Source organism: Paenibacillus xanthanilyticus, assembly GCF_042682185.1.
GTDB lineage: Bacteria > Bacillota > Bacilli > Paenibacillales > Paenibacillaceae > Paenibacillus_Z > Paenibacillus_Z xanthanilyticus.
Genome location: NZ_JBHUHA010000002.1, coordinates 2498516 through 2523160, shown reverse-complemented (window position 1 = coordinate 2523160; position 24645 = coordinate 2498516). Strand labels below are relative to the sequence as shown.

Sequence of the window (24645 nt, the reverse complement as noted above, 5' to 3'; positions counted from 1 at the left end):
TCGCGCCAATCGTCTTAATCGGGAGCTGATTCTTTTGTCCACCTCGCTGTTTTTCCCCGTTCTCAATCAGTTGCTTCCCTTCCTGCTTATCTTTTGCTTGGCGGTCGAGATCGTCGCCCGCAATCCGGGCAATCGTCTTCATTGGGTCACTTCCGCCTTATTCTTTTTCCTGGGATTTGTATTCCTGGGCGACTTTCTGTTCGCCGCGCTGCCGCACGAGGCGGCCTACGAAGCGCTTCGGTTCATGAAGTTCCCGGCCGTCTTTCTGACAATGACCGCGGCGCTGTATTTCTTTGTCATGGTCAGCAAGCTCGGCATTCGGAAGCTCTGGATGCACGTCATCTGCCTGTTCCCGGCGATAGGGCTTGTGCCGCTTGTGTCCGACCCGGATGCGGTTGCGATGGAGCAGCGGGCGGTCGGGCGTGTCGAGCAGTTCAGCGGCTCGTTCATTGCCCTCGAGGTGGTGCTCGTCTGTTATTGTTTGCTTGGCGCGTACATCCTGCTCGCGCGGGCGGGCAGGCGAACGGCGGGGAAGAGATGGATGCAGAAGGAGAGCCAGCGCATTCGGATTATTCTCGCGGGGTGCCTGCTTGTCGGCCTGCTGCTGGGCGGGGGGCTGCTGATCGTCGCCGCGTTCGAGCAGGGCGGGCAGCGCGTCTTTGATTTCGTCTCCTCGTATGGCGTGCTGGTCTGGGTGTTCGCGATCCGGCAGTCGATGATGAAATACGATCTGCTCTCCTTCGCCGGCAAACGGTATGAGCTGGTGTTCGAGCTGTCGCCGAACGGCACCGTCGTCCTCGACGAGAAGGGGGGCGTCGTCGAAGCTAACAGCGCGTTCCGCAAGCTTGCCGGCGTGAAGGACGACGAGTTGATCGAGGGGCTGTGCCTGTCGCAGCTGTTCGGCGTGAACCAGGCGTTCTTGGCGGCTTACCGGCAATCGTTCCAAACACAGACGCCGCTTGCGATGGAGCTGGAAATCGTCAATAAAGCCGGACGCGTCATGGATGTCGAGTTAATCGGCGAATTTATGGAGACGGAAGAGGAGCAGCTCGCTTTCTTCATCGTCATTGATATGACCGAACGGAAGAATGCCGAGCGGATGCTGGCCAGACTGGCTTACGAGGATACGCTAACCGGACTGGGCAACAGCCGTAAATTCTATGCCGCGATCGAGGAAGAGCTGACGCGCGCGTTAGCGGGAGAGAACCGCCTGGCGCTGCTGCTGATCGACTTGGACCAATTCAAGTGGATTAACGATACGCTCGGTCACAGCGCGGGGGATCGGCTGCTCAAGCAAGTCGCCGATCGGCTGCGCGAATCGCTTCCCGCGGGCGCAAGCGCCTACCGGCTGGGAGGCGACGAATTCGCGATTCTGCTTCCCGTGCGGGAGGAGGATGCCGAAGCCGCGGACTATGCGGGCGGACTGCTCCGGATGCTCGTGGAGCCGATGCAGCTGCGCGGCAGCTTCTATAGCGTATCGGCCAGCGTCGGCATCGTCATCGCGCCGGAGGACGGCCAGGAGGTCGAAATGCTTATCCGTCAAGCGGATACGGCGATGTACGAGGCCAAACAAGGCGGCCGCAACCGGTACCATCGCTGCACGCCCGAGCTTAACATCAAGGCCCAGAAACAGATGAAGCTGATTCAGGGCCTGTCCACGGCGCTAGAGCTGAGGCAGTTCGAGCTGCACTATCAGCCCCAGGTGGATGCCCGCACGGGGGAGACTGCGAGCTTGGAGGCGCTGCTTAGCTGGTGTTCGCCGGAGCTGGGCCGTGTGGCGCCGGCCAAGTTCCTCCCGCTCGCCGAGGAGAGCGGGGCGATTATTCCGATCGGCAGCTGGGTGCTGGAGGAGGTCGTGAAGCAAATCCGCGTCTGGCTGGATAAGCAGTGCGCCCGCCCGGGCATGACGGTAACGGTCAATATCTCGGCGCAGCAGCTGCGGGAGGCGGGGTTCGCGCAGCGGATCGAGGCGCTGTTGGCGCGTTACGAAGTGCCGCCGGGAACGCTTCGGCTGGAGATTACCGAAAGCACGATGATTACCGATATGGCACGGACCCGGCAGGTATGCCAGGCGTTGATGGGGCTTGGCATAACGCTCGGCATCGACGACGTGGGCTCCGGCTACTCTTCGCTCAGCATGCTGAACCGGTTCCCGTACCGCTACATTAAACTGCACCATTCGCTCGTGCGCGGTATCGCCCAATCCAGGGAGGATTACGTCATCGTCCGCATGCTGGTCGAGATGGCGATGCAGCTGGGCAAGGAGGTCATCGCCGAAGGCGTCGAGTCGGAGGAACAGCTCGAGCTGCTGCGTGATCTCGGCTGCCGGGAGCTGCAGGGCTACCATATCGGCATGCCGATGAATGCCCTGGAGATCGCCTATCATCTGAAGGCGGGCGGCGCAAAGACCGCGCCGCCCGCGATCTCATAAGAAGAAGCGCTTGGACAGTCCCTGGGAGGGGCTGCTCAAGCGCTTCTTTGGCTTATATGGATCAAGCAACTATGGCGAACTTGGTTCGGGCTGCGGGGCCACAGCCGGAGCCGGAGTCGGAGCCGGAGCCGAATAGCCCGGCGCCGTGGAGATGGAGCTCGTGTCGGCCGTGGTGCCCCACCAATCCACGGCATCCAGCCATTCGAACGGTTCGATCGCGTCGAATGCTTCCATAGGCGCGCCCCTCCCTTAAGATGCGATGCTGGCCGAGGAGCTGGCACGGGCTTTGCCGCCATTGTCCAGGAACGACCGCTTCCACGAACCTTGAATGATGAAGATGAGGACCACGCAAGCCAGCGCCACGCCGCTGACGATCAGGAAGCCCGGTCCGTAAGAGCCGGTGGACTGCTTAAGCGAACCCAGTATTTTCGGCAGGAAGTAACCGCCCAGGCCGCCTGCCGCGCCGACGATGCCCGTCACGATGCCGATCTCGTTCTGGAACCGCTGCGGAACGAGCTGGAAGACGGAGCCGTTGCCCATGCCGAGCGCCATCATGCCGGCGAACAGCAGCGCGGTGACGATGCCGAGGCTAGGCAGGGTAGAGATGCAAGCGAGCATGAGTCCCGCGAAGCCGTACAGCAGCAGCAGCATCCGGATGCCGCCGAGCTTGTCGGCCAGCCAGCCGCCCACGGGACGGAACAAGCTGCCCGCGATGACGCAGATCGTCGTGAAGTCGGCCGCGCGGACCGGGTCAAGGCCGTACTGCGTGTTGAAGAAAATGGTCAGATAGTTCGACAGGCCGACGAAACCGCCGAAGGTGACGCTGTACAAAATGCAGAACATCCACGTATCGCGCTGTTTCAATACGGCGCCGTAATCCGAAAGCTTGCGCGGCGCGGGTTGGTTCGGGCTGTCCTTGGCGAGCAGCGAGAAGACGATGAACACGATGGCGATCGGGATGAGAGCAAGGCCGAAGACGACTTCCCAGCTGCCGTAATGCTGGGCGATGCGGTTGGCGAACAGCGTCGTGAAGACGGTGCCGCTGTTGCCTGCGCCTGCGATGCCCATGGCGAGACCTTGATATTGCGGCGGGTACCAGCGGCTGGCGAGCGGCAGGGCGGCCGCGAAGGACGCGCCGGCGACGCCGAGCAGCAGGGCGACGATATACAGCTGGCTTAACGAGTTAACGAACAGCCAGCCCCAGACGAGAGGAACCATCGTCAGAATCATGCCGATCTGGCCGGTGCGCTTCGGTCCGATGACATCCGTGAAGTACCCGAGCACCAGGCGAAGAATTGAGCCGCCGAGGATGGGCAGTGCCACGAGATTGGCTTTCTGCGCCGCATCCATCGGATAATCGTTCATGATGATGACCGCAAGCGGCCCGAGCAGCACCCAAATCATGAAGCTGGTGTCAAAGTACAAAAACGCGCTGAACAGGGACGGGGTATGCCCGCTCTTTAAAAAACCTTTCTGATCTGCCATTCGAATCTCTCCTCTCGACGTATGGGACTCCTATCCCGCGTACTTGGTCGTGCTGCCCCTCGTTCTCTTTGTGTTTGGGTTCTCATCAAGCTGGGTTTGGATCAAAAAAAGCCGCATGGCAGCCTTGGGAGCTGCAATGCGGCGTCGTTGCCGGGCGGCTTAGCACATCGTTGTGCGAAGCGCGATTCATTCCATCTGAATCACATCGTTGTGTTCATATTGAATTATAGGTGTGATGCAGCTACGTGTCAACTATCCTGACATAAAAATTTGTGGATGTATTCTAATGATTGCCGCCAATGTAGAGGTGGAAGCCATATAAATTATCGAAAGTTCACAAAACCCGCCCTGAACGCAATAAACATCAGCATAAGTTCACAATAATTTGCCTAAAATCAAAGGACTGCAAAGCAAAAACGGCAATGGAAACAACGAAAAAAGAAGGCAACGACCGTCACCTAAGGTAACGCAAATGCGCCGGACGTGAGAAAAAAGACGTGATTTAGACGAATATGTGAATCATTCACAATGATAAAGCGAGAACATCATGTCAAGATTGTTGACATTTAATAATCGGCGGGCTTATACTCGGGATAACCAGGAAACAATTGCCGCAAGGGTCGGCGCAAGCCGGGCCGTGCCGGATTTTATATAAGAAAAATTGATGGCCACGCTTCTTGCCTGGCTTAGATTCAGGTGTGATAATGGGTTCACTGAATGGACGCATGGTTTGGCTGCAAGGAAAGAGATGGATCTTGGGACGTTCATGCTCGCGTCGTGCCTTGCGGCGGGCGGGCGTAACCGAGATCGACAAAGGGAGTGGAGTCCGATGTCCAAGCTGGAAGGGGTAACAATCGCCGTCACCGGTCCGCGGAAGGCGGACGAGATTAGCCGGATGATCGAGAAGTTTGGCGGGCGCGCCGTAATAAGGCCGACGCAGGGCACGGTCTTCCTGGACGATACCCGGCTCGAGGGGCAGCTGGAGCGGTTGATCGACCAGCCGCCTGATTGGATCATTTTGACGACGGGCGTGGGGACGGAGGCGCTGCTGCAGGCGGCGGAGAGCTTAGGCAAGCGAGAGGCTTTCGTCGGTATGCTCGGCAGAACGCGGATTGCCGCGCGCGGCTACAAGACGGTGAACGCGCTGAGGAAGCTGGGGCTTGCGCCGCTGGTCAAGGATAATGACGGTACGACGGCAGGGCTGCTGCGGGAAATGGAGGCTCATGACCTGGCCGGAGCGTCGGTGGCGCTGCAATTGTACGGCGATCCCGCGCCCAAGATCATTGATCGGCTCATCGAGCGGGGCGCCGCTTGCGAGGAAATTTTGCCTTACCGTCATATACCGCCGGAAGGCGATGGCGTAGACGCCTTTATTGAAGAAATTATTGCAGGCGCAGTCGACGCGGTGGCGGCGACGAGTACCCCGCAGGTGCGTTATTTGATGCAGAAGGCGGACGAATTGGGACGACTCGCGGCGCTGAAGGCGGCGTTCGAGGGACGCGTGCTGGCCGTTGCTGTCGGGAAGGTGACGGCGGAATCGTTCGCGGAGGAAGGCATCTCGCGGGTGCTCTATCCGGAAGAGGAGCGAATGGGCAGCATGGTTGTCGCCATGAGCAAATATTTCGACCGGCAGGCATTCGAGGAATCGGCTGACTAAGGCGGCGGGGAGGAAAGCGTCATGTTCGGAAAAGTATACCTGACGGGGGCGGGGCCGGGAGATCCCAAGCTCATCACAATCCGGGGGCTGGAGACGATCCGGGAGGCCGACGTCCTCATCTACGATCGTCTGATCGCCGAAGAGCTGCTGAACGAAGCCCGGGCTGACGCGGAGCTGCTGTATGTCGGCAAGGCGTCCGGTCACCATACGTTGAAGCAGGAAGAGATCAACGCGCTCATTGCCGACCGCGCGATGCGGGGGCTGACCGTAACCCGGCTCAAGGGCGGCGATCCGTTCGTCTTCGGCCGCGGCGGCGAGGAGGCGCTCCATTTGGTGGAGCTTGGCATCGAGTTCGAAGTGGTGCCGGGAATTTCCTCCAGCATCGCGGCTCCGGCTTATGCGGGCATTCCGGTTACTCACCGGACGCTGGCCGCGTCGTTCGCGGTCATCACCGGCCACGAGTCGGCCGAGAAGGATCGCGCGAGCGTCGATTGGGCGTGGGCTGCCGGGGCGGAGACGCTAGTTATTCTAATGGGGCTTGCGGCGCTCCCCCTGATCGTGGAACGACTGATGGCGAGCGGCAAGTCGGGAGAGACGCCGATTGCCCTCATTCATAGCGGCACGCGCAAAGGCCAGCAGGTCGTGGTCAGCACGCTGAACGCCGTTACGGACGATCCCGCGGCGAAGGCGCTGAAGAGCCCGGTTGCGATCGTCGTCGGACCGGTCGTCCATATGCGCGATCAGTTGGCTTGGCGCAAGGTAGAAGAAGTGATCGGATGAGCGTGCTGCAGCGCAGTTGCATATGGCAAGGCATGAACATGGTTCTCTTGGGGGAACCATGTTCTTTTGTTTTTTATTTCTTGCGGCGTTGGGGCATATATAAAGTGGCGAATTGTAAGGTGTAAAACAAGGGGCGATGCGGAGGTGTGGATGTACATGAATATGCATTACATTGCATAACTTTACGAAGGATTCGCCGTGAAATTACAAACTGTGACAAAATTCCGAATTAAAATTTACAGTAAATTACATTAAATATCTGATTATTATTAACTTTCTGTTACTTTGGGGCTATTTGCTAAAAAAAATATATTGCTCTTCATTGGGCGAAAGTGTAATATATATCAGTAAGCGTTTGCAGTTAATTCGCACAATTTAGTGGTTAAAAATGTCAGTTCTGTCTATTAAAAGACAGAAAAAACCTGACATGATAGTGACATTAACTCCCATTAAAAGGGATTATGAATCAAAAGAAATGAAAATTTCTAAGATTCTATTGTCACATCTATGTAAGGCTGATATAATTCCACGTATAACTCGTGAGAGAGGTGTAAGGTTGATGAAAGCAAAGCTAACATTGCTGCTCGTGCTCGTCGTGGCAACGGTCGCTATCCTGTCCGGCTGCGGTAACAACAACAGCGGTAACACTGGCGGCAACACAGCCGGCGAGAACGCAGGCGAAGCAAGCAACAGCGGGGGCGCTGAACAAGTATTCCGCATGAACCTGGGCGCGGAGCCGCCAACGCTTGATCCGGCTCTGATGCAGGACCAAGTATCGTCGACGGTTATGTCCGGCCTGTTCGAAGGTTTGACTCGCATGGAGAACGGCGAAGCCGTTAATGCGATGGCTGAAGACATCCAAGTAAGCGAAGATGGTCTGAAGTACACGTTCAAAATCCGTCCGGACGCCAAATGGTCCAACGGCGACGCGGTAACCGCGCACGACTTCGAGTATTCCTGGAAACGTACGCTGGATCCGAACCTGAACCCACCGGCTCCATACGCTTACCAACTGTACTACATCAAGAACGCAGAAGAATATAACACGGGCAAAGGCGCTACGGTCGACCAAGTCGGCGTCAAAGCAATCGACGACGCGACGCTTGAAGTCGAACTGAAAAACCCGACGCCTTACTTCAAGAGCCTGCTTTCCTTCTATACGTACTATCCGGTGAACAAAGCCGTCGTATCGGCTAACCCGGCTTGGGCGGCAGAAGCAGAAACGTATGTATCCAACGGTCCTTTCAAACTTGCATCGTGGGCGCACAGCGACTCCATTGATCTGGTTCCGTTCGAGAACTACTACGGCAAAGGCGACATCAAACTGTCGAAAGTGCATTTCGTTATGATCTCCGACGCTAGTACGGAGTCCAACATGTACGAAACGGACGAGCTTGACTGGTCCGGTAAGCCAACCGGTCAAATCCCGACCGAGCAGCTGGCTATGCTGATCCAAGATAAAAACCCTGAGCTGGTATCCCAGCCGCAGGCGAGCACGTACTACTACAACTTCAACAACACGAAGAAGCCTTTCAGCAACGTAAAAGTTCGTAAGGCGCTTGCAATGGCGATCGACCGCAAAGCGATCGTAGAGAAAGTGACCAAAGGTAATGAAATCCCGGCTTACGGCTTCGTGCCACCAGGCATCCACGGCGTAAACGGCGACTTCCGCGACGAAGTCACGACAGAATACTTCAAAGAAGACGTAACGGAAGCGAAGAAGCTTCTTGCAGAAGGTCTTGCAGAAGAAGGCATGACAGCTATTCCAGAATTCGAGCTTTCCTACAACGAGAGCGACACACACAAAGCGGTAGCGGAAGCAATCGCCGACATGTGGAAAACGAACCTGGGCATCACGGTCAAAACGCAAACGGTTGAATGGAAAGTCTTCCTGCAAAACCGTACGTCTCTTGCATACGACGTTGCACGTGCAGGTTGGGGCGCCGACTACAACGATCCGATGACGTACATCGACATGTGGATCACGAAAGGCGGCAACAACGACACGGGCTTCAGCAACGCAGAGTATGACAAGCTCGTTAAAGAAGCTTATGCGACTAGCGACCAACAAGCTCGCGTAGACGCAATGGCGAAAGCCGAGAAAATCCTGATCGGCGACAACATGGCGATCATGCCAATCTTCTACTCGTCCGTCAATACGTTGGTCAAGCCTTACGTGAAGAACGTAACGATCGACTACAAAGGCGATATCGACTACACGAGAGCATACATTGAGAAATAATTAGAAGGAACCGATCCTTCTTCGAACAAGCTAGTGGAAATACGTAGGTGACGTCGTATGACATTGCCTACGTATTTCTACGTTTCATAATCTGAATGGGAGGTGGTGGATCATGTTCCGTTATGTGCTAAGAAAGTCGGTTAACATCTTGCTTTCGCTGTTTGTCCTGGCAACGGCAACATTCTTCCTCATGAAGGCGATCCCGGGCGATCCGTTCATGCAGGAGAAGAACGTTCCGGCGGCCGTGCGCGAGAACTTGATCAGATACTACGGGTTTGATAAGCCTCTTTGGCATCAATACCTCATTTACTTGAAGAACCTGTTTCAACTAGACTTGGGGATGTCCATGCGTCAGCAGTACCAGAGCGTCGTCGATATCATCTCGCGTTCGTTCAAATACTCGCTGCAGCTCGGTCTAGTCGCGATCGTCGTGTCGGTTGTCGTCGGCATCGCGGTCGGCTTGATCGCCGCGCTGTATAACCGCAAACTGATCGATCGTCTGATCATGCTGTTCGCTACCCTCGGCATCGCCGTTCCGAACTTCGTGCTCGCGACGCTAGCGCAGTATTATTTCGCGAACAAGCTCCGCTGGTTCCACGTCGCCGGCTTGCACGGACCGATGGACTACGTGCTTCCAACGATAGCGCTATCCGTGCTTCCGATCGCCTTTATCGCCCGCTTGACCCGCTCGACCATGATCGAAGTGCTGTCCGCGGACTACATCCGTACGGCGAAAGCGAAAGGTCTCGGCTCGCTGACGATCCTCATCCGCCACGCGCTGCGCAATGGTCTGCTTCCGGTCGTCTCCTATGTAGGTCCCATGACGGCCAACATCATCACCGGCTCGGTTGTCGTCGAATCCATTTTTGGAATCGCCGGCCTTGGGAAATTTTTCACAGACAGTGTTTCGAACCGTGATTATACGCTCATTATGGGGATCACGCTCTTCTATGCGGCAATTCTGATGTTCTCTCGTTTCATAACGGATATCGCTTACGCGCTTATTGATCCGCGCATTAAAATTTCCAAAAAAGGAGGCTGAGGCCATGCAAACGACAAACATGGATACGAACAAAGGGACGATCGATCCCGCCAAATTCGCCAAACTCGAAAAACGGCCCAAGGACGTCGTCGAGTCCGGTTCCAAGAGTCGCTCTGCTGGTCAAGAGATTCTTTACCGCCTCTACACGAACAGCTGGGCAATGGTTTCGCTAGGCATTCTGCTCGTTATTATTTTCTTCGCGATTTTCGGTCCGATGATGACCGAGCACAACTACTATTCCAACAACCTGGACGCTCAGAATCTCGCACCATCCAGCGAATACTGGTTCGGCACAGATAGTCTCGGGCGCGACTTGTGGTCCCGCGCTTGGAAAGGCGCTCAAATTTCCCTCACCATCGGTCTCGTTGCCGCTTTGGGCGACCTGCTGATTGGCGTTTTGATGGGCGGCATGATGGGCTATTTCGGCGGTAAGGTCGACGAAGTCCTCAACCGCTTCTCCGAAGTCCTTTACGCGATTCCATACCTGCTGGTCGTTATCCTGGTCAGCGTCGTATTGGGTTCGAATATGTGGACGATCATTTTGGCGATGACAATAACCGGATGGATCAACATGTCGTGGATCGTCCGTGGACAAATTATGCAGCTCAAAAATCAGGAGTACGTGCTCGCGGCTCGTTCGATGGGCGCAGGCGGCTTTCATATTTTGCTCCGCCACCTGATTCCGAATTCCTTGGGACCGATCATCGTTACATTGACGCTGTCGGTGCCGTCGGCGATTTTCGCCGAAGCATTCCTCAGCTTCCTGGGTCTTGGCGTGCAATCGCCAGCCGCTTCGTGGGGCGTTATGATCGACGACGCGATCAAGACATGGAAGTACTACCCGTGGCAGCTGCTGATCCCAGCCGGCTTGCTCACGATCACGATGCTTGCGTTTAACATTTTCGGCGACGGCCTGCGCGACGCATTCGATCCGAAAATGAAGGTGTAACGGAGGTGACGGACATGAGTAAACAAGATACGGTATTATCCGTGAAAGACCTCGAGGTGCAGTTCAACACCCGCGGGGGCGTCGTCCAAGCGGTCCGCAACGTCACGTTCGATCTGAAGCGCGGCGAAGCGCTCGCCATCGTCGGCGAATCCGGCTCCGGCAAGAGCGTCTCGGCGCAAACGATCATGCGTCTGATTCCGACGCCGCCGGGCAAGATCAAGAGCGGCTCGATCATGTTTAACGGACAAGACATCCTGAAGAAGTCGGAGAAGGAGATGGAAGCCATTCGCGGCAAGGAGATCGGCATGATCTTCCAAGACCCGATGACGTCCCTGAATCCGACGATCACGATCGGCAAGCAAATTACCGAGGTGCTCATCAAGCACCAGAAGATGAATAAACAGCAAGCGAAGGAACGCGCCATCGAGATGCTGCGCCTGGTCGGCCTGCCGAATCCGGAGCAGCGCTACGCGCAGTATCCGCACGAATTCTCCGGCGGCATGCGCCAGCGCGCGATGATCGCGGTCTCCCTGGCCTGCGACCCGACGCTGCTCATCGCCGACGAGCCGACGACCGCGCTCGACGTGACGATCCAGGCGCAAATTCTGGAGCTGATGAAAGATCTGCAGCATCGGTTGGGCACGTCGATCATCATGATCACGCACGATCTCGGCATTGTCGCCGACATGTGCGACCGAGTAATCGTCATGTACGCCGGCAAAGTCGTCGAGGAAGGCACGAAGGAAGAGATTTTCAAAAATCCGAAGCATCCGTATACGCGCGGCTTGCTCCGTTCGCTCCCGCGTCTGGACCAGCCGAAGGATGAGCCGCTCATTCCGATTGACGGCACGCCGCCGAACATGATGCACCCGCCGATCGGCTGCGCATTCTGCGACCGCTGCGGCGACGCCATGAAAATTTGCGCCGAGCAGGATGCGGAGATCACGCGTCATAGCGAGACCCACGCTTCCCGCTGCTGGCTGAACCAAGTGGTATAGAAAGGAGGGCAACGCAAGTGAGCAAATCCAAGTCTGATGCACTTATCCAAATCGATGGCTTGAAAAAATATTTCAACGTCGGGGGCGGCACGCTGAAGGCGGTCAACGACCTGTCGCTCAGCATTCGCCAAGGCGAAACGCTCGGCGTCGTGGGCGAGTCCGGCTGCGGTAAATCGACCGCCGGCCGCACCATTCTCCGGCTGTACGAGCCGACGGCAGGCTCCGTGCTCTTCAACGGCGAGAACATCTACAAGATGAGCGGCTCCAAGCTGAAGGCGGCGCGCCGCAATATGCAGATGGTCTTCCAAGATCCGTATGCGTCGCTGAACCCGCGCTGGTCCGTCGAGAGTATTATTGCCGAACCGTTCAAGCTTCATAATCTGGCAGGCAGCCGGAAGGAGCTTCGCTACAAAATCGAGCAGCTGCTCGACGTCGTCGGCCTGAAGCCCGAGCATGCGGACCGCTATCCGCACGAATTCTCCGGCGGTCAGCGCCAGCGGATCGGGATTGCCCGCGCCCTTGCGGTCGATCCGAGCTTCATCGTGTGCGACGAGCCGATCTCGGCGCTCGACGTGTCGATCCAGGCGCAGGTCGTCAACCTGCTGAAGGATCTGCAGCGCGACAAAGGCTTGACGTACATGTTCATCGCGCATGACCTGGCGATGGTCAAGCACATCTCCGACCGCGTCGCGGTTATGTATCTGGGCAAAATGGTCGAGCTCGCGGACGCGGAAGAACTGTACGCCGACGCTCGCCATCCTTACACGCAAGCGCTGCTCTCGTCGATTCCGATTCCGGATCCGGACGTGGAAGCGAAGAAGGAACGGATCGTGCTCAAGGGCGACATTCCGAGCCCGGTCAACCCGCCGAGCGGCTGCCCGTTCCGCACGCGCTGCCCGGCTGCGACGGAGCGCTGCGCCTCCGAGGTGCCGGCGCTGCGCGAAGTGAAGCCGAACCACTTTGCGGCTTGCCACTACGCGTAAGCTTCAATCATCATGATCATAAGCGTCGTCCCTTGGGACAATGTCATGAAGGTTAACCTTCACTTCATGACATTGCCCGTGGACGGCGCTTTTTTTGCGCGCGATCGAACACGGACAAGCTTGATTCGGCAGCCGTATTTCCGCTACACTGCTCGTATCAAGGATAGGAGGGTTCCTTATGCTGCCCTATACGATGCTGCTCGTCGACCGGCTGAGCAGCCATGCCGACCCGGCGGCAGCCGCGCCGATGGCGGCTTATATGCGCGATCAATTCCCGTTTCTGGGCTTGAAGAATCCGGAGCGCGTGGCGCTGACGCGGGCGTTCCTTGCCGAGCACGGCATGCCGGCCGGCGAAGAGGAGCTGCTTCGAGTGGCGGAGGAGCTGTGGGCGCTGCCGCAGCGGGAATTCCAATATACGGCCATGCTGCTGCTGGAGAAGCGGCTCAAGCAGGCGCAGCCCGAGCGCATGCCGCTCATCGAACGGCTAATCACGACGAAGTCGTGGTGGGATACGGTCGACATGCTCGCTGGCAAGCTGGCAGGTTCGATGTTCGCGCGCGATCCGGCCCTCGTTGGCGAATATGTCCCGAAGTGGGCGGAGTCGGACAATATGTGGCTGAATCGGAGCGCGCTGCTGTTTCAGCTGCATTATAAGGAACGAACGGACCGGGAGCTGCTGTTCGCGCTCGTCCGCCGGTTTGCCGGTCATGAAAATTTCTTCATCCGCAAGGCGATCGGCTGGGCGCTGCGGGAATACTCGAAGACCGATGCCGCGAGCGTGTCGCGATTGGTGGCGGAGGTGCCGCTCTCGTCGCTAAGCGCGCGCGAAGCGTTGAAGTGGCTGCGCGGACAGGATGCAATTGACGATTGACGGCAGTGGCGCAGCCGTGCTATCCTAATACCAAGTAAATTGGTGTGAATTATAGGATATAAGGTGGTGCGCAACGATGAACCATTCGATTACGATTCAAAGCGGCGATGTGCAGCTCTCCGGCGTTCTGCAGTATCCCGATCTTCATAGAGAGACGCGCGGTATGCGCAAATACCCGATCGTCGTCATCTGCCACGGCTTCATCGGCAACCGGATCGGCACGGACCGGCTGTTCGTCGAAGCGGCCGAGCGTCTGACGGCGCAGGGGTATCTCGTCCTTCGCTTCGATTACGGCGGCTGCGGCGAGAGCACGGGCGATTACGGCAGCGGCGGCTTGGACGTGCTGATCGAGCAGACCCGCACGGTGCTGGATTACGTATCGGGCCTCGATCTGGTCGATCTCGATCGCATCATCCTGCTGGGGCACAGCTTGGGCGGCGCGGTAGCCGTCTTGACGGCCGCTCGCGACGCGCGGGTGAAGTCGCTTGTCATGTGGGCCCCCGTTGCGCACCCGTACATGGATATTCGGAATATTATCGGCACGAAGGCGATCGAAGAGATCGAACTGACGGGCAAGAGCGACCATATGCATTATGAGCTGACGAAGCGATTCACCGATTCGCTGGCTGAATATCAGCCGCTGACGGAGCTTCGCGGCTATATGGGCGACGTGCTGATTGTACACGGTACGGCAGATACGGTCATTCCGGTAGACTACTGCTTCCTCTATCAGAAAATGTTCTGGCTGCGCAAGGAAGGCAGCTGCGACAAGGAAGTCATTTTGCAAGCCGACCATACCTTCTCCTCGAAGGCGGCGCGCGACCAAACCTTCGATATTACGCTTCGGTGGATCGATGCCTTGGGCAAACGGCGTTCGGACTGGAGCTTGTGGACGATTTAGATCGACAGCTATCCCCTGTGCAGGCTGACGCAGCCGCGCGGGGGATTTTTGTGTTAATGAACGGTTTGCGCACGGGGAGAAAGGAGAAGAAAGGGCGCGCGCGGAATATGTGGTTAACCGTTAAGGAAGGGGATAGACAGATGCAGATGGTGGCATTCGATGAAGCGCGTCATTTGACGAAGGTGCACGAAATCTATAATTATTACGTGGCGAATACGACGATCTCGTTCCATACGGCGGAGGTGACGCGCGACGAAATGCGGGCTAACGTATGCCATCCGAATCCGCGCTACAAGACGTACGTGATCGAGGTCGAAGGCGAAATGGCCGGCTATGCCTTGTTCACGCAGCATAAAAACAAGCAGGCGTACGACGTCACCGCGGAAGTGACGGTCTACGTGGCACCCGAACGGATGGGGAACGGAATCGGACCGGCCGCCATTATGTTCCTTGAGGCAGAAGCGCGCACAATCGGGTTCCATACGCTTGTGGCGACGATCTGCACGGAGAACGAACGCAGCATCCGGCTATTCGAGCGGCTTGGCTACGAGAAATGCGCGCATTTCAAGGAAGTCGGGTACAAGTTCGGCCGCCGGCTCGATATCGCGAGCTATCAGAAGGTGCTGGGCGAATAAGCGCCATCTTGCGCCCGAGCGGCCGCTGCGGGCAACTTTTGGCAGGGTGATCTCGTCACATACATATTGGGTAAGGGCTTCGGCCGAGCTGCGGCACGTATGAACGGGAGGCCGCATGGCCGACACTGAAGCTACTACAGAGGACGGGAGCGAGGTAGATGCGCGAGCAAGTCAGAAGAACGGCGGCTGCTGCCGCGGCGATGCTGCTGGCGGCGGCGGTAGCCGGCTGCGCCGGCGGCCAGCGGCAGGCGGTGGAGACGAGCGGCGCAGTGAGCGCGAACGACGCGGCCCACGCGCCGCTAGCGGGCGAGCAAGGCCTGGCGGCGCAATCGGGAGAGTCCGATCCAGCGGCGCCTAGCGGCGAGTCCGTCGGGGGCGCGGCGGCGAGTGCCCCGAGCGGGACTTCCGATGCCGTCGATACCGAAGCGGCCGGGAGACCGGGAGATGCCGAGCTGCTGCAGCAGATCGCCGGCATGACGCTCGAGGCGCGCATCGGGCAGCTGATCGTGGCCGGCGTGGACGGCACGTCGGCGGATGCGGGCGCGAAGCGGATGATCCGGGAGCAGCACGTGGGCGGCGTCATTTTCTACAAAGACAATCTGGCGTCGGCGGAGAGCGTCATTCGGTACGTCAATCAGCTGAAGGCGTGGAATGCCGACGGCGCGGCGCCGCTGCTGCTATCGGTCGATCAAGAAGGCGGGAAGGTGAGCCGGCTGCCGGCGCTGAAGAAGCTGCCCAATGCAGGCGTCATCGGCGATACGGGCGATGCCGCGCTGGCCGAGGACGTCGGCGAAATTCTGGCGCGCGCCTGCGCCGAACTCGGCCTGAACGTCGATTTCGCGCCCGTGCTCGATATTAACAGCAACCCGGCGAATCCGGTCATCGGCGCGCGGGCGTTCGGCAGCGGCGAGCAGGTCGTTACGGAGATGGGGCTCGCGACGATGAAAGGCATTCGCTCGCAGGGCGTCATTCCGGTCGTCAAGCATTTTCCGGGTCATGGCGATACGGCGGTCGATTCGCACTTGGATTTGCCCGTGGTGAACAAAGGGCTGGACCAGCTGAAGGCGTTCGAGTGGAAGCCGTTCGAGGCGGCGATCCGGGAAGGGGCCGGGGCGGTCATGGTCGCGCATATCCTGTTCCCCAAGATCGATCCGGACTACCCGGCATCGTTATCGAAGACGATCGTCACCGAGCAGCTGCGAGGCATGCTCGGCTTCAAGGGGGTCGTCATCACCGACGATCTGACGATGGGCGCGATCGCCGACCATTACGGAATCGGCGAAGCGGCCGTGCTGTCCGTGAAGGCCGGCGCAGACCTGGTGCTCATCGCCCATAAGTACGGCAACGTCGATAAGGCGATCGCGGCGCTGGCATCCAGCGTCAAACAGGGCGTATTGACCGAAGCCCGGCTGAACGAGAGCGTGCTGCGGGTGCTTCGGCTGAAGGCGGATGGGAAGCTAAGCGACGAAGCGATCGGCAGCCCGCAGCTTGCGCCGGTGAACGAGGCGATCGCCGAAGTGCTCGCGCAGGCGGCGCGGCCGTAGTCTTTTCGCGGAAGCGCCAAGGCGATGATAGAATCGGCTGCTCCAGAACCGTAAAGGGGAAGGGCGGCCTTTTCTTTGCGCGGACAGGACACACAGGGAGCCAGGCCAATCGCAGCGTAGAAAGCCATATATTTCAACGGGGCGTCAGTAGGAGTTTGTCAAACCTTGTCGAATTAAGTCTGGAGCGCGGCGAAAAAGCCTGACCGGGAGCACATGGCTGTCCGGAGAGATGCTGCGTCAGACTGGATAGAACGGAGCCAACATCATGAAACGGCTGTTCAACCGGCGTTCGCGTCCGAATACGCTTCATCGCAAATTCCGCAGGCAGACGATGCTGCTTGTGTTGTCGGTCGCCATCACGTGCATGGCGGTGTTTACGTATATCGAATATAGCCATCATAAAAAGAAAGCGATCGACCAGCTGAAGCAAACGGTCATGCTGGAGCATGCGTTCCTGGAGAAGTGGCTGTTCGAGCGTATGGGGGATATCCATATGCTGGCCCATTCCCAATCGGTCAAGACGCTGGATCAGAGCGTAATCCGGGGCGAGCTTCAACAGGTGCTGGCCGGGCAGGAGGAGTTCAGCTATATCACGTTCGTGAACAAGGACGGCATTGGCGACCTGCACGGCAAAACGACGAACCTGACGGATCGCGAGTTTTATCAGAAGGGCAAGCTGCTGAAGGAGAGCATCTCGGGCACGCTGATCTCCAAGTATAGCGGCAAGCCCGTCATTATTTTCGCCTCGCCGATCACGGATAAGCACAACGAGTTCGCCGGGTTGATTACCGGCGCGGTCGAGCTGAGCACGATCGAAGGGCTGATGAAGCAGTTCCAGTATGGGGCGGACGGCGAATCGTACTTGGTCGCGCTCGATGGAACGATGATTACCGGCACGCATCTTGCGTTAGGCGAGATGATGGAGACGCCTCTGACGCAGGCGGCCGCGAGGGGTCATCAACTGGAAGATTCCTACGTCAACTATCGCGGGGACGAAGTCTACGGGGCCTATGCTTGGACCAATGACGGTCGGTGGCTCATCGTCGCGGAGGCGGGCATCGAGGTCGTCCTGAAGTCGATCTACGCGCAGTTGGTCATGACGGCGCTCATCATCCTGGGCGCGCTGCTGGCCGCCGTTTATATCTCCTCCCGCATGGCCGCGCATCTGAGCCGGCCGATCGAAGAGCTGCTGCACGGTGTCCGGGGCATTCAGAATGGTCGGTACGGCTACGTGATCGACGCGGGCGCGACGAAGGATTCCTCGGTCGAGATGGACGAACTGCTGCAGGTGTATAACGGCATGTCGGTCACGCTGGGCAAGACGGTCGAGAAGCTGCAGGTCGAGCAGGCTTTCGCGGATTCGGTACTGAATACGGCCGCCTCCTTCATTATTGTGCTCGATCACGAAGGACGGGTCGTGCGGTTTAACCAAGCCTGCGAGACGCTGAGCGGACACACGGCGGACGAGGTCCGGGGCCGGCCCCTGCACGAGCTGCAGTCGCTGCCGAAGGAGCGGGAGGATATCCGCCTTCATATGGAGCAAATGGCGCGTACGGGCGAGATCATCCCGCATTTCGAACAGCGGTGGGAGGCTTGGGACGGGCGCATCCATTGGGTTGCGTGGTCGAACGCGACGATGAAGGATGCCTCCGGCCGCGTGCAATTCGTGATCGCCACGGGTATCGATATTACCGAGCAGCGCCTCGCTCAGCGCGAGCTGGCCAAGAATGAAGAGCGGTTCCGCTCGGTTGTCAACTCCGTCGACGAGACGATTACGATCTTCGACGAAGACATGCGGGTGAGCGGCATGTTCGGCCGGCCGGTGCATGAGCTTCTCAATCCGGTCGAGTTCTTCTTGGGCAAGAGCTTGGATGAGCTGCTGCCGAGCGAGGCGGCGGAGCCGCATAAGGAGGCGCTGCGCCAGGCTTTCGAGGGCAAGCCGTCCGTGCAGGAGTGGTCGCAGCAGACGTCGTCAGGAGGCGTGCGTTATTACATCACCTCCTATTCGCCTTTCATCCAGACGGATGGGCGTATTACCGGCATCGTCTCGGTCGGCCGCGAGCTGACCGAATTCAAGCAGGTTCAGGAAGCTTACCGAAAGTCGGAGGCGTCGCTGAAAAATATATTGGAGAGCATTACCGATACGTTCGCGGTCGTCGACCGGGAGTGGCGATTCACGTACGTGAACCAGGAAGCCGAACGCTACTTGAGGCGCACGGCCGAGCAGCTGACCGGGCAGGTGTTATGGGAGCTTTATCCGGGCATCGCGGAGTCGGCTTTCGGAGCCGCTTACCGCAAAGCGATGGCCGAGCAGGTCAAGGTGTCGTTCGAGGAATATTCGGTGCTGTTCGGCGCCTGGTTCGAAGCGGATATTTACCCGTCCAAAGAAGGGCTAACCGTCTACCTGCGCAACGTCAACGAGCGCAAAGCGTTGGAGCAGAAGGTGGAGGAGGCCAAAGACCGGCTTGATACGATCATCGAAACGGTGCCCAACGGCATTCTCGTGTTCAACGAAACCGGCGCGATTACGCTGGCGAATCATATGGCCGAGAAAATGCTGGGGATTCAAGCGGTCGGCAGCGCGGACAAGGGGGACTTCTGCCTGTGGAACTTGGCCGACCGCGGCGGCGAACGGTTCGGGGAAGAGGGGCCGCCGTTCCTGCGCGTCATGCGCGACGGCAAACCGATGAACAACCTGGAGCTGACCATTCACCAAGGCGAGAGAGACTCGATGATCGTCTCCTGCAACGCGGCCCCGTTCAAGAATAAGCAGGGCGAAGTGAACGGCGTGCTCGTCTCGTTGACGGACATCACGAAGCGGGTGGAGAGCGAGACGGAGCTGCAGAAGGCGAACGAGTCGCTTGTGCGCCTCTCCTCGATGGACGGGCTGACGGGCGTCTACAACCGCCGTTACTTCGACGCTCAGACGGAGGCGGAGTGGGCGAAGCGCAGCGGCCGGGACGGCGGTTTCGCGATCGCGCTGCTGGATATCGACTGCTTCAAACTGTACAACGACAACTACGGCCATCAAGGCGGCGATACGGTGCTGAAGCGAGTGGCGCAGCTCGCCCGGGACATGCTCGTCCTGCCGGGCAGCTTCATCGCCCGGTACGGCGGCGAAGAATTCGCCTGCGTGCTGCCGGGCGCGTCGGAGCGGCAGGCGCTTGAGCTGGCGGAGGCGATCCGCGACCGCGTGGAAGAGGACCGCATCCCGCATGCCAAATCGACGGTCAGCCGCTACGTCACCGTCAGCATGGGCGTTGCCGCGGGCGCGGCGGATAGCTGGGAAGAGTTAGTGGCGGCTGCCGATCTCGCGCTTTATGAAGCCAAGCGCACGCGCAACAGCGTCGCGGCGGGTCATTTGCAAGGGCGGTAGGCACGGCGTATGCGACAAGAGGAAGACCCTGAAGGAGGCGGATGGCCGCTTGCTTCAGGGTCTTTTTTGGCGTGAGCGCTTATTCGGGGAGGGCGGCAATCATGCCGCTGCGGGTGACTTGCCGGACATGGGGAGCGAGCTCGCGAAGAAGCGCGTCGATCTGCCCGGGTTCGCCGGACGTCTGGAGCAGCAGCGAGGCTCGGGAAGCGGAGACGAGTTCGCACCGACCGTAGTGGCCCAACGCCTGAACGCGTAATACCGACGCCTCGCAAGCATCGAGACGAACGAGCGCGATTTCCCGCTGAATGGCGCCTTGCAGCGGGAGTTGAACGATATCGGTCACGTCGATCAGCTTATCCAGCTGATGCGCGATCTGACTAGGGGCGGCATGGACGTCGCGGGCGGTCTGCAGCGTAATGCGGGAGAAGCCGATCCGTTCGCTCTCGCCGACCGCGATGCTGTCGATGTTGATGCCCCGCCGGCTTAATAGCGCGCAGACGCGCTGCAGTACGCCGGGACTATCGGCGGCGAGCAGGGAGAACAGCATGCCGCTTTCCGCATCCGGGGGATCATGGGGCTGTGCGGTGTGCAGTGGAGTGTTGTTCATTGCGGAATCCCTCCTTTCGGTTCGAGGACGCCGGGGACTTCGGTGATCATGTCCGACAGCGAGCCCCCTACGCGAATCATCGGCAGCACGAGCTCCTCCGGATCGATCCAGAAGTCGAGCAGGACAGGGCCGTCATGGGCGAGCGCTTCCTGCCAGACGCGTGCAGCCTCCGTCTTGTCCGAAGCGCGCAGCCCCTTGACGCCGTAAGCCTCGGCCAGCTTTACGAAATCGGGACTGCCGGACAGATCGATGTGGCTGTGGCGTCCCTCGTAGATGACTTCCTGCCATTGCCGGATCATCCCGAGCGTGCGGTTGTTGAGCACGACGATCTTGATCGGCAGCCGATGGATGCTGCACACGGCCAGCTCCTGGGCGCACATCTGTATGCCGCCGTCGCCGTTGACGGAGACGACGAGCGCGTCCGGCCTCGCGATCTGCGCGCCGATGGCCGAAGGCAGGCCGAAGCCCATCGTGCCAAGTCCGCCGGAGGTGAGGAAGGAGCGGGGGCGCTCGTAGGCGCAGAACTGCGCGGCCCACATCTGGTGCTGGCCGACGTCGGTCGTGACGATGCGCCGCTCCGGCTCCGTGCGGCTGATCAGCTCGATGACGAACTGCGGCTTCAGCCGGGCGGGGTCATGGTCGTCATAGCGAAGCGGCTGGCGCTCGTTCAGCTCTCGCAGCTTCGTCAGCCAAGGCGCGCAGCGGCTGGGCTCGAAGCGGGCGCTCCGGTCAAGCAGCATGCCGAGCACGGCGCTTGCGTCGGCTTGGACCGACAGGTGCGCGGGAAGAATCTTGCCAATCTCCGCCGCGTCGATATCCACATGAATGATGGCGGCGTCCGGCGCGAAGCCGGCCAGCTTCATCGTGACGCGGTCGTCGAAGCGGGCGCCGAGCGCGAGGAGGCAGTCGGTCTCGACCAGCGCGCGGTTGGCGGCGACGCTGCCGTGCATGCCGGGGAAGCCGATCCAGCACGGGTGGCTGGCCGGAAGGGCGCCGAGCCCCATCAGCGTCGTGACGACGGGGATGCCCGACGCCGCGGCGAAGGCGGCGAGCCGCTCCGACGCCTCGCCGTGCACGATGCCGCCGCCGGCGAGGATGACAGGTCGGCGCGCCTCGGCCAGCTTGGCGGCAATCGCCTCGATGCTCGCGGCGTCCGGCTCGCCGGGCAGACGATAGCCCGGGAGATCGATCTCGCCGGGGTACGCGAATTCCGCGTTCTGCGCGGAGACATCCTTGGGGATATCGATCAATACGGGTCCTTTGCGGCCGGTGGATGCGATATGGAAGGCCTTGCGTACGGTCGGCGCGATGTCCGCGGCATGCCGCACGAAGAAGCTATGTTTAGTCACCGGCATCGTCATGCCGACGATGTCGGCTTCTTGGAACGCGTCGGTTCCGATCTGGTCGGTCGGGACGTTGCCTGTTATGACCACGAGCGGGACCGAGTCCATATAAGCGGTGGCGACGCCGGTTACCAGATTGGCTGCGCCGGGACCGGACGTCGCCAGGCAGACGCCGGTGCGGCCGCTGGCGCGCGCATAGCCGTCGGCGGCGTGGATGGCGCCTTGTTCATGCCTCGCGAGCACATGACGAAACTGATCGTTGCCGTGCATGGCGTCGTAGATATAGAGCACTGCGCCGCCCGGATAACCGAAGACGCATTCCACGCCTTCGAGCAGGAGCGAGCGCAGCAGGATTTCGGAGCCGCTTAGCGGACCGGGCGTCTTCAGCCGCTCGAGCGCGGCCGCGTCGCCGGCTAGAAATTCGGTGTAAAGCGTATGCATGATCGAAGTTCCTCCGTTCGTAAGCTGGTGGCGGGTTCCCTTTCAGCATACAGGTCGCGGAGGAGGGCCGGGCAGTATACCGCGGTATCGAAAAGGCTACACGCGGGTATCGGTCTGTAGTATACTGTGAACCAAAATCCGTGGAAGACGTGGTGATGGAGAATGCGAAGCGAGGCAGGCAAAACGCCGACTTGGGGCGATTCGTTGACGGATTGGGAGGCGCGGCTGCTGGTCGGCCGCAGACGGGAGACGGAAGAGTTCCGGGCGTTCCTGCGCGGCGATGGCGACCTCGGCGGCGCGCGCCTGCTGAACGTCGCCGGCGCGGCCGGCATGGGCAAGACGCGCCTGCTCGCCGCATGGGGGACGATCGCGGAGGCCGAAGGCGCGCATTGGCTGCGCGCCGATGCCGGGGAGCGCGCGACGGCGGACGATTGGCTGTCGACGCTGCTGCGGGCGCTGGGCGCCGCGATGCCGGCAGATGGTGCGGCTGGCGGGCGGGTCGAAGCGAATAACGGCGGAACGGAGGCGCTCTTGGAGCGGGCGCTGACGCTGCTTGCGAAGCTGTGCGCAGAGGAATCGCGCGGGGCGGCGGTCCTGCTGGCGATCGATGCCCATGAAGCGGGCGGCGCATTGGATCGGTGGCTGCGCGAGACGATGCTCCCCCGCGTGCCGGCGCGTCTGCGGGTGGTGGCTGCCAGCCGGCAGCCGATTCGATTGTTCGCGCGCGAGCCGGGATGGGGGCGCCTGCTCAGCACGCTTACGCTGCGCAGCCTGTCCGAGGGCGACGTTCGGCTGTATGCGCAGCGGTTCGGGCTGAGCGAAGAGCGCGGCGAGCGGCTGTGGCTCGCGTCCCGGGGCCATCCGCTTACGATGGCGCTCGCCGCGGAGAGCGCCCTTCGGCACGGCGAGATAGAGCCTCCGGCGGGAGCCGCCGAGCTGCTGGAGCGGGCTGTGCAGGGATGGCTGGCCGAACTGCCGGACGAAGAGACGCGCGAGGGACTGCTGAACGCCGCGTTGATGCGTTCGTTCCAGCGGGAAAGCCTGTCCGCCGCCATGGGGCGCCCGATCGGATGGCTCGCCTTCGAGCGGCTGACGGGGATTTGGGCAGCGGAGCGTGCGAGCAGCGGCTGGACCGTCCAACCGCAGCTCAAGGAAGCGCTGCGCGCCTTATACAAGCGGACGGCGCCTCTGCAATATGAAGAAGCGAGGGCGCGCGCAGCCGCCTACGCGCTGGATTCGCTGCGCGAGCGAGGGAGCGGACGCGCGGGCGCGGCGGGCCGCAGCGGGGAAGCGATGTCGGAGCTGCTCTATTATGCGGAGCACCCGATCCTGCGGGCGCATTATCACGCGGGAGAGTCTTCCCATTACCGTTGGGTGGATCTCGAGGAGCGGCTGCTGCCGCTGGCCGATGCCTATCTCGCGCGCCGGCGCGAAGGCGCGGCGCCGCAAACCGTCGCCTGCGCCGATCCGGCCTGCGGCGGCGTGTTCCGCTATTCGCTGTCGGCTGAGGAAAGCGTGCTGCGTCTTGCAGGCATCAGCCCGGAGGAACTGCGCGATGGGGGCGCCGTCCGCAAGCTGCTGCTGACGGAGACGGGCGAGGCTGCGGGGCTGGCCATCATTTGGCCGATCTCACCTTCAACGGAACGACTGCTGCGCCGCAATCCCTTCATCGCCGCATACATGGCGTCGAGATCGCCCGCCGATCTGGAGGCGTTATACGGCGGACAGAGCGCGTTCATCCGCACGATTGACGTAGCGGATTTGTCGGATGATGGGCTGCGCCACGCGTCCTTCCGGCTGCTGCTCGATTGCTTGTACGCCTACACGACGCTCGCGGCGTCGCCGCCTCCGCTGGCTTTTTACACGGACAGTCATCACAGCGTCGGATTCGAGCCATTGGCCGGCATCCGGCACGGGGCTTACGGGGAGGGGTATAGGCAGGCGGATGTCTACGAGCTGCGGCTATCGGGAGAGGCGTTCGTCCGCTATGCGCGCCGAATGATCGGGATGACAGCCGAACGCGAAGCAGCCGACGCGGCTGAAACCGCGGCGAGTCAGGCCGATCATCCTCCATTCGCGCTCCCGGCGGCGCAAGAGCCGCTCACGGAGCGGGAACGGGAAGTGGCGCTGCTGCTGGCGGAAGGCCGGACGATCGCGGAGATTGCCGGTACGGTCTTCGTCAGCGTCGTTACGGTGAAGAAGCACGTAGGCGCGATCTACCGGAAATACGGCGTCTCAAACCGGGCGCAATTCATGGGCGTTCTGCTGAAACAAAACTAAAAAAGCCTGCAGGGCAGGCGGCGTATTGCCGCTCTCCTTGCAGGCTTTCTGTTGTTTAGGTTGTGGATGCAAACGTAAAG

At 60.0% G+C, this 24645-nt stretch carries 17 protein-coding genes; 14 read left to right on the top strand and 3 right to left on the bottom strand.

Going from position 1 to position 24645, the window contains the following annotated elements; translation table 11 throughout:
• The first annotated feature begins 34 nt into the window (after positions 1–34).
• Complete coding sequence (locus tag ACFSKT_RS28630) at positions 35–2431, top strand: putative bifunctional diguanylate cyclase/phosphodiesterase (protein ID WP_377719167.1); 2397 nt, start codon at positions 35–37, stop codon at positions 2429–2431.
• Positions 2432–2680: 249 nt separating this feature from the next.
• On the opposite strand, the gene ACFSKT_RS28625 is transcribed toward ACFSKT_RS28630, so the two are convergent.
• On the bottom strand, positions 2681–3916 hold the full coding sequence (locus ACFSKT_RS28625; RefSeq protein ID WP_377719165.1) for a nitrate/nitrite transporter: 1236 nt from the start codon (positions 3914–3916) through the stop codon (positions 2681–2683).
• A gap of 829 nt (positions 3917–4745) precedes the next feature.
• Between ACFSKT_RS28625 and ACFSKT_RS28620 the strand changes: the two genes are divergently transcribed.
• The 12 genes from ACFSKT_RS28620 (at position 4746) to ACFSKT_RS28565 (ending at position 19894) form a co-directional block, all read left to right on the top strand.
• Positions 4746–5573, top strand: coding sequence for a uroporphyrinogen-III synthase (locus ACFSKT_RS28620; protein WP_377719164.1), 828 nt, complete (start codon positions 4746–4748; stop codon positions 5571–5573).
• A 21-nt stretch (positions 5574–5594) separates the two neighbouring features.
• Entirely contained in the window at positions 5595–6353 is a 759-nt protein-coding gene (gene cobA / locus ACFSKT_RS28615) for a uroporphyrinogen-III C-methyltransferase (RefSeq protein ID WP_377719163.1), read from the top strand.
• Between the two features lie 559 nt (positions 6354–6912).
• Positions 6913–8595 (top strand): peptide ABC transporter substrate-binding protein, encoded by a 1683-nt coding sequence (locus tag ACFSKT_RS28610; protein ID WP_377719162.1) that lies wholly within the window; start codon positions 6913–6915, stop codon positions 8593–8595.
• Between the two features lie 112 nt (positions 8596–8707).
• On the top strand, positions 8708–9637 hold the full coding sequence (locus tag ACFSKT_RS28605; protein ID WP_377719161.1) for an ABC transporter permease: 930 nt from the start codon (positions 8708–8710) through the stop codon (positions 9635–9637).
• Positions 9638–9641: 4 nt separating this feature from the next.
• Positions 9642–10586, top strand: coding sequence for an ABC transporter permease (locus ACFSKT_RS28600; protein WP_377719160.1), 945 nt, complete (start codon positions 9642–9644; stop codon positions 10584–10586).
• 14 nt (positions 10587–10600) lie between these two features.
• Entirely contained in the window at positions 10601–11584 is a 984-nt protein-coding gene (locus ACFSKT_RS28595) for an ABC transporter ATP-binding protein (protein WP_377719159.1), read from the top strand.
• 17 nt (positions 11585–11601) lie between these two features.
• The gene (locus ACFSKT_RS28590; RefSeq protein ID WP_377719158.1) at positions 11602–12567 is read left to right on the top strand and encodes an ABC transporter ATP-binding protein; all 966 of its coding nucleotides are present in this window, start codon (positions 11602–11604) and stop codon (positions 12565–12567) included.
• Between the two features lie 178 nt (positions 12568–12745).
• Positions 12746–13438: a DNA alkylation repair protein gene (locus ACFSKT_RS28585; RefSeq protein WP_377719157.1), complete on the top strand. Its 693-nt coding sequence runs from the start codon at positions 12746–12748 to the stop codon at positions 13436–13438.
• Positions 13439–13514: 76 nt separating this feature from the next.
• Positions 13515–14339, top strand: a complete 825-nt coding sequence (locus ACFSKT_RS28580) for an alpha/beta hydrolase family protein (protein ID WP_377719156.1) — start codon at positions 13515–13517, stop codon at positions 14337–14339.
• A 140-nt stretch (positions 14340–14479) separates the two neighbouring features.
• Positions 14480–14974, top strand: coding sequence for a GNAT family N-acetyltransferase (locus ACFSKT_RS28575; protein ID WP_377719155.1), 495 nt, complete (start codon positions 14480–14482; stop codon positions 14972–14974).
• Between the two features lie 158 nt (positions 14975–15132).
• Positions 15133–16518 carry a beta-N-acetylhexosaminidase gene (gene nagZ, locus ACFSKT_RS28570; RefSeq protein ID WP_377719154.1) on the top strand — a complete coding sequence of 462 codons (1386 nt, stop codon included), beginning with the start codon at positions 15133–15135 and terminating at the stop codon, positions 16516–16518.
• A 265-nt stretch (positions 16519–16783) separates the two neighbouring features.
• A complete protein-coding gene (locus ACFSKT_RS28565) occupies positions 16784–19894 on the top strand; it encodes a GGDEF domain-containing protein (protein ID WP_377719153.1) in 3111 nt (1036 codons plus the stop codon).
• A 79-nt stretch (positions 19895–19973) separates the two neighbouring features.
• Here the strand turns inward: ACFSKT_RS28565 and ilvN are convergent, their stop codons facing one another.
• Together ilvN and ilvB are read right to left on the bottom strand one after the other, a co-directional pair.
• On the bottom strand, positions 19974–20501 hold the full coding sequence (ilvN, locus tag ACFSKT_RS28560) for an acetolactate synthase small subunit (protein WP_377719152.1): 528 nt from the start codon (positions 20499–20501) through the stop codon (positions 19974–19976).
• Complete coding sequence (ilvB, locus tag ACFSKT_RS28555; RefSeq protein WP_377719151.1) at positions 20498–22285, bottom strand: biosynthetic-type acetolactate synthase large subunit; 1788 nt, start codon at positions 22283–22285, stop codon at positions 20498–20500. The genes ilvN and ilvB overlap by 4 nt, the downstream gene beginning before the upstream one ends.
• Before the next feature lie 162 nt (positions 22286–22447).
• On the opposite strand from ilvB, the gene ACFSKT_RS28550 reads away from it, so the two are divergent.
• Positions 22448–24565, top strand: a complete 2118-nt coding sequence (locus tag ACFSKT_RS28550; protein ID WP_377719150.1) for a LuxR C-terminal-related transcriptional regulator — start codon at positions 22448–22450, stop codon at positions 24563–24565.
• Positions 24566–24645: the final 80 nt, after the last annotated feature.

What these genes read in the sequence shown, in the direction of transcription:
- ACFSKT_RS28625 (WP_377719165.1), bottom strand. Translation starts at nt 3,916, where the DNA reads ATGGCAGATCAGAAAGGTTTTTTAAAGAGCGGGCATACCCCGTCCCTG.
- ACFSKT_RS28620 (WP_377719164.1), top strand. Translation starts at nt 4,746, where the DNA reads ATGTCCAAGCTGGAAGGGGTAACAATCGCCGTCACCGGTCCGCGGAAG.
- cobA (WP_377719163.1), top strand. Translation starts at nt 5,595, where the DNA reads ATGTTCGGAAAAGTATACCTGACGGGGGCGGGGCCGGGAGATCCCAAG.
- ACFSKT_RS28610 (WP_377719162.1), top strand. Translation starts at nt 6,913, where the DNA reads ATGAAAGCAAAGCTAACATTGCTGCTCGTGCTCGTCGTGGCAACGGTC.
- ACFSKT_RS28605 (WP_377719161.1), top strand. Translation starts at nt 8,708, where the DNA reads ATGTTCCGTTATGTGCTAAGAAAGTCGGTTAACATCTTGCTTTCGCTG.
- ACFSKT_RS28600 (WP_377719160.1), top strand. Translation starts at nt 9,642, where the DNA reads ATGCAAACGACAAACATGGATACGAACAAAGGGACGATCGATCCCGCC.
- ACFSKT_RS28595 (WP_377719159.1), top strand. Translation starts at nt 10,601, where the DNA reads ATGAGTAAACAAGATACGGTATTATCCGTGAAAGACCTCGAGGTGCAG.
- ACFSKT_RS28585 (WP_377719157.1), top strand. Translation starts at nt 12,746, where the DNA reads ATGCTGCCCTATACGATGCTGCTCGTCGACCGGCTGAGCAGCCATGCC.
- ACFSKT_RS28580 (WP_377719156.1), top strand. Translation starts at nt 13,515, where the DNA reads ATGAACCATTCGATTACGATTCAAAGCGGCGATGTGCAGCTCTCCGGC.
- ACFSKT_RS28575 (WP_377719155.1), top strand. Translation starts at nt 14,480, where the DNA reads ATGCAGATGGTGGCATTCGATGAAGCGCGTCATTTGACGAAGGTGCAC.
- nagZ (WP_377719154.1), top strand. Translation starts at nt 15,133, where the DNA reads ATGCGCGAGCAAGTCAGAAGAACGGCGGCTGCTGCCGCGGCGATGCTG.
- ACFSKT_RS28565 (WP_377719153.1), top strand. Translation starts at nt 16,784, where the DNA reads ATGAAACGGCTGTTCAACCGGCGTTCGCGTCCGAATACGCTTCATCGC.
- ilvN (WP_377719152.1), bottom strand. Translation starts at nt 20,501, where the DNA reads ATGAACAACACTCCACTGCACACCGCACAGCCCCATGATCCCCCGGAT.
- ilvB (WP_377719151.1), bottom strand. Translation starts at nt 22,285, where the DNA reads ATGCATACGCTTTACACCGAATTTCTAGCCGGCGACGCGGCCGCGCTC.
- ACFSKT_RS28550 (WP_377719150.1), top strand. Translation starts at nt 22,448, where the DNA reads ATGCGAAGCGAGGCAGGCAAAACGCCGACTTGGGGCGATTCGTTGACG.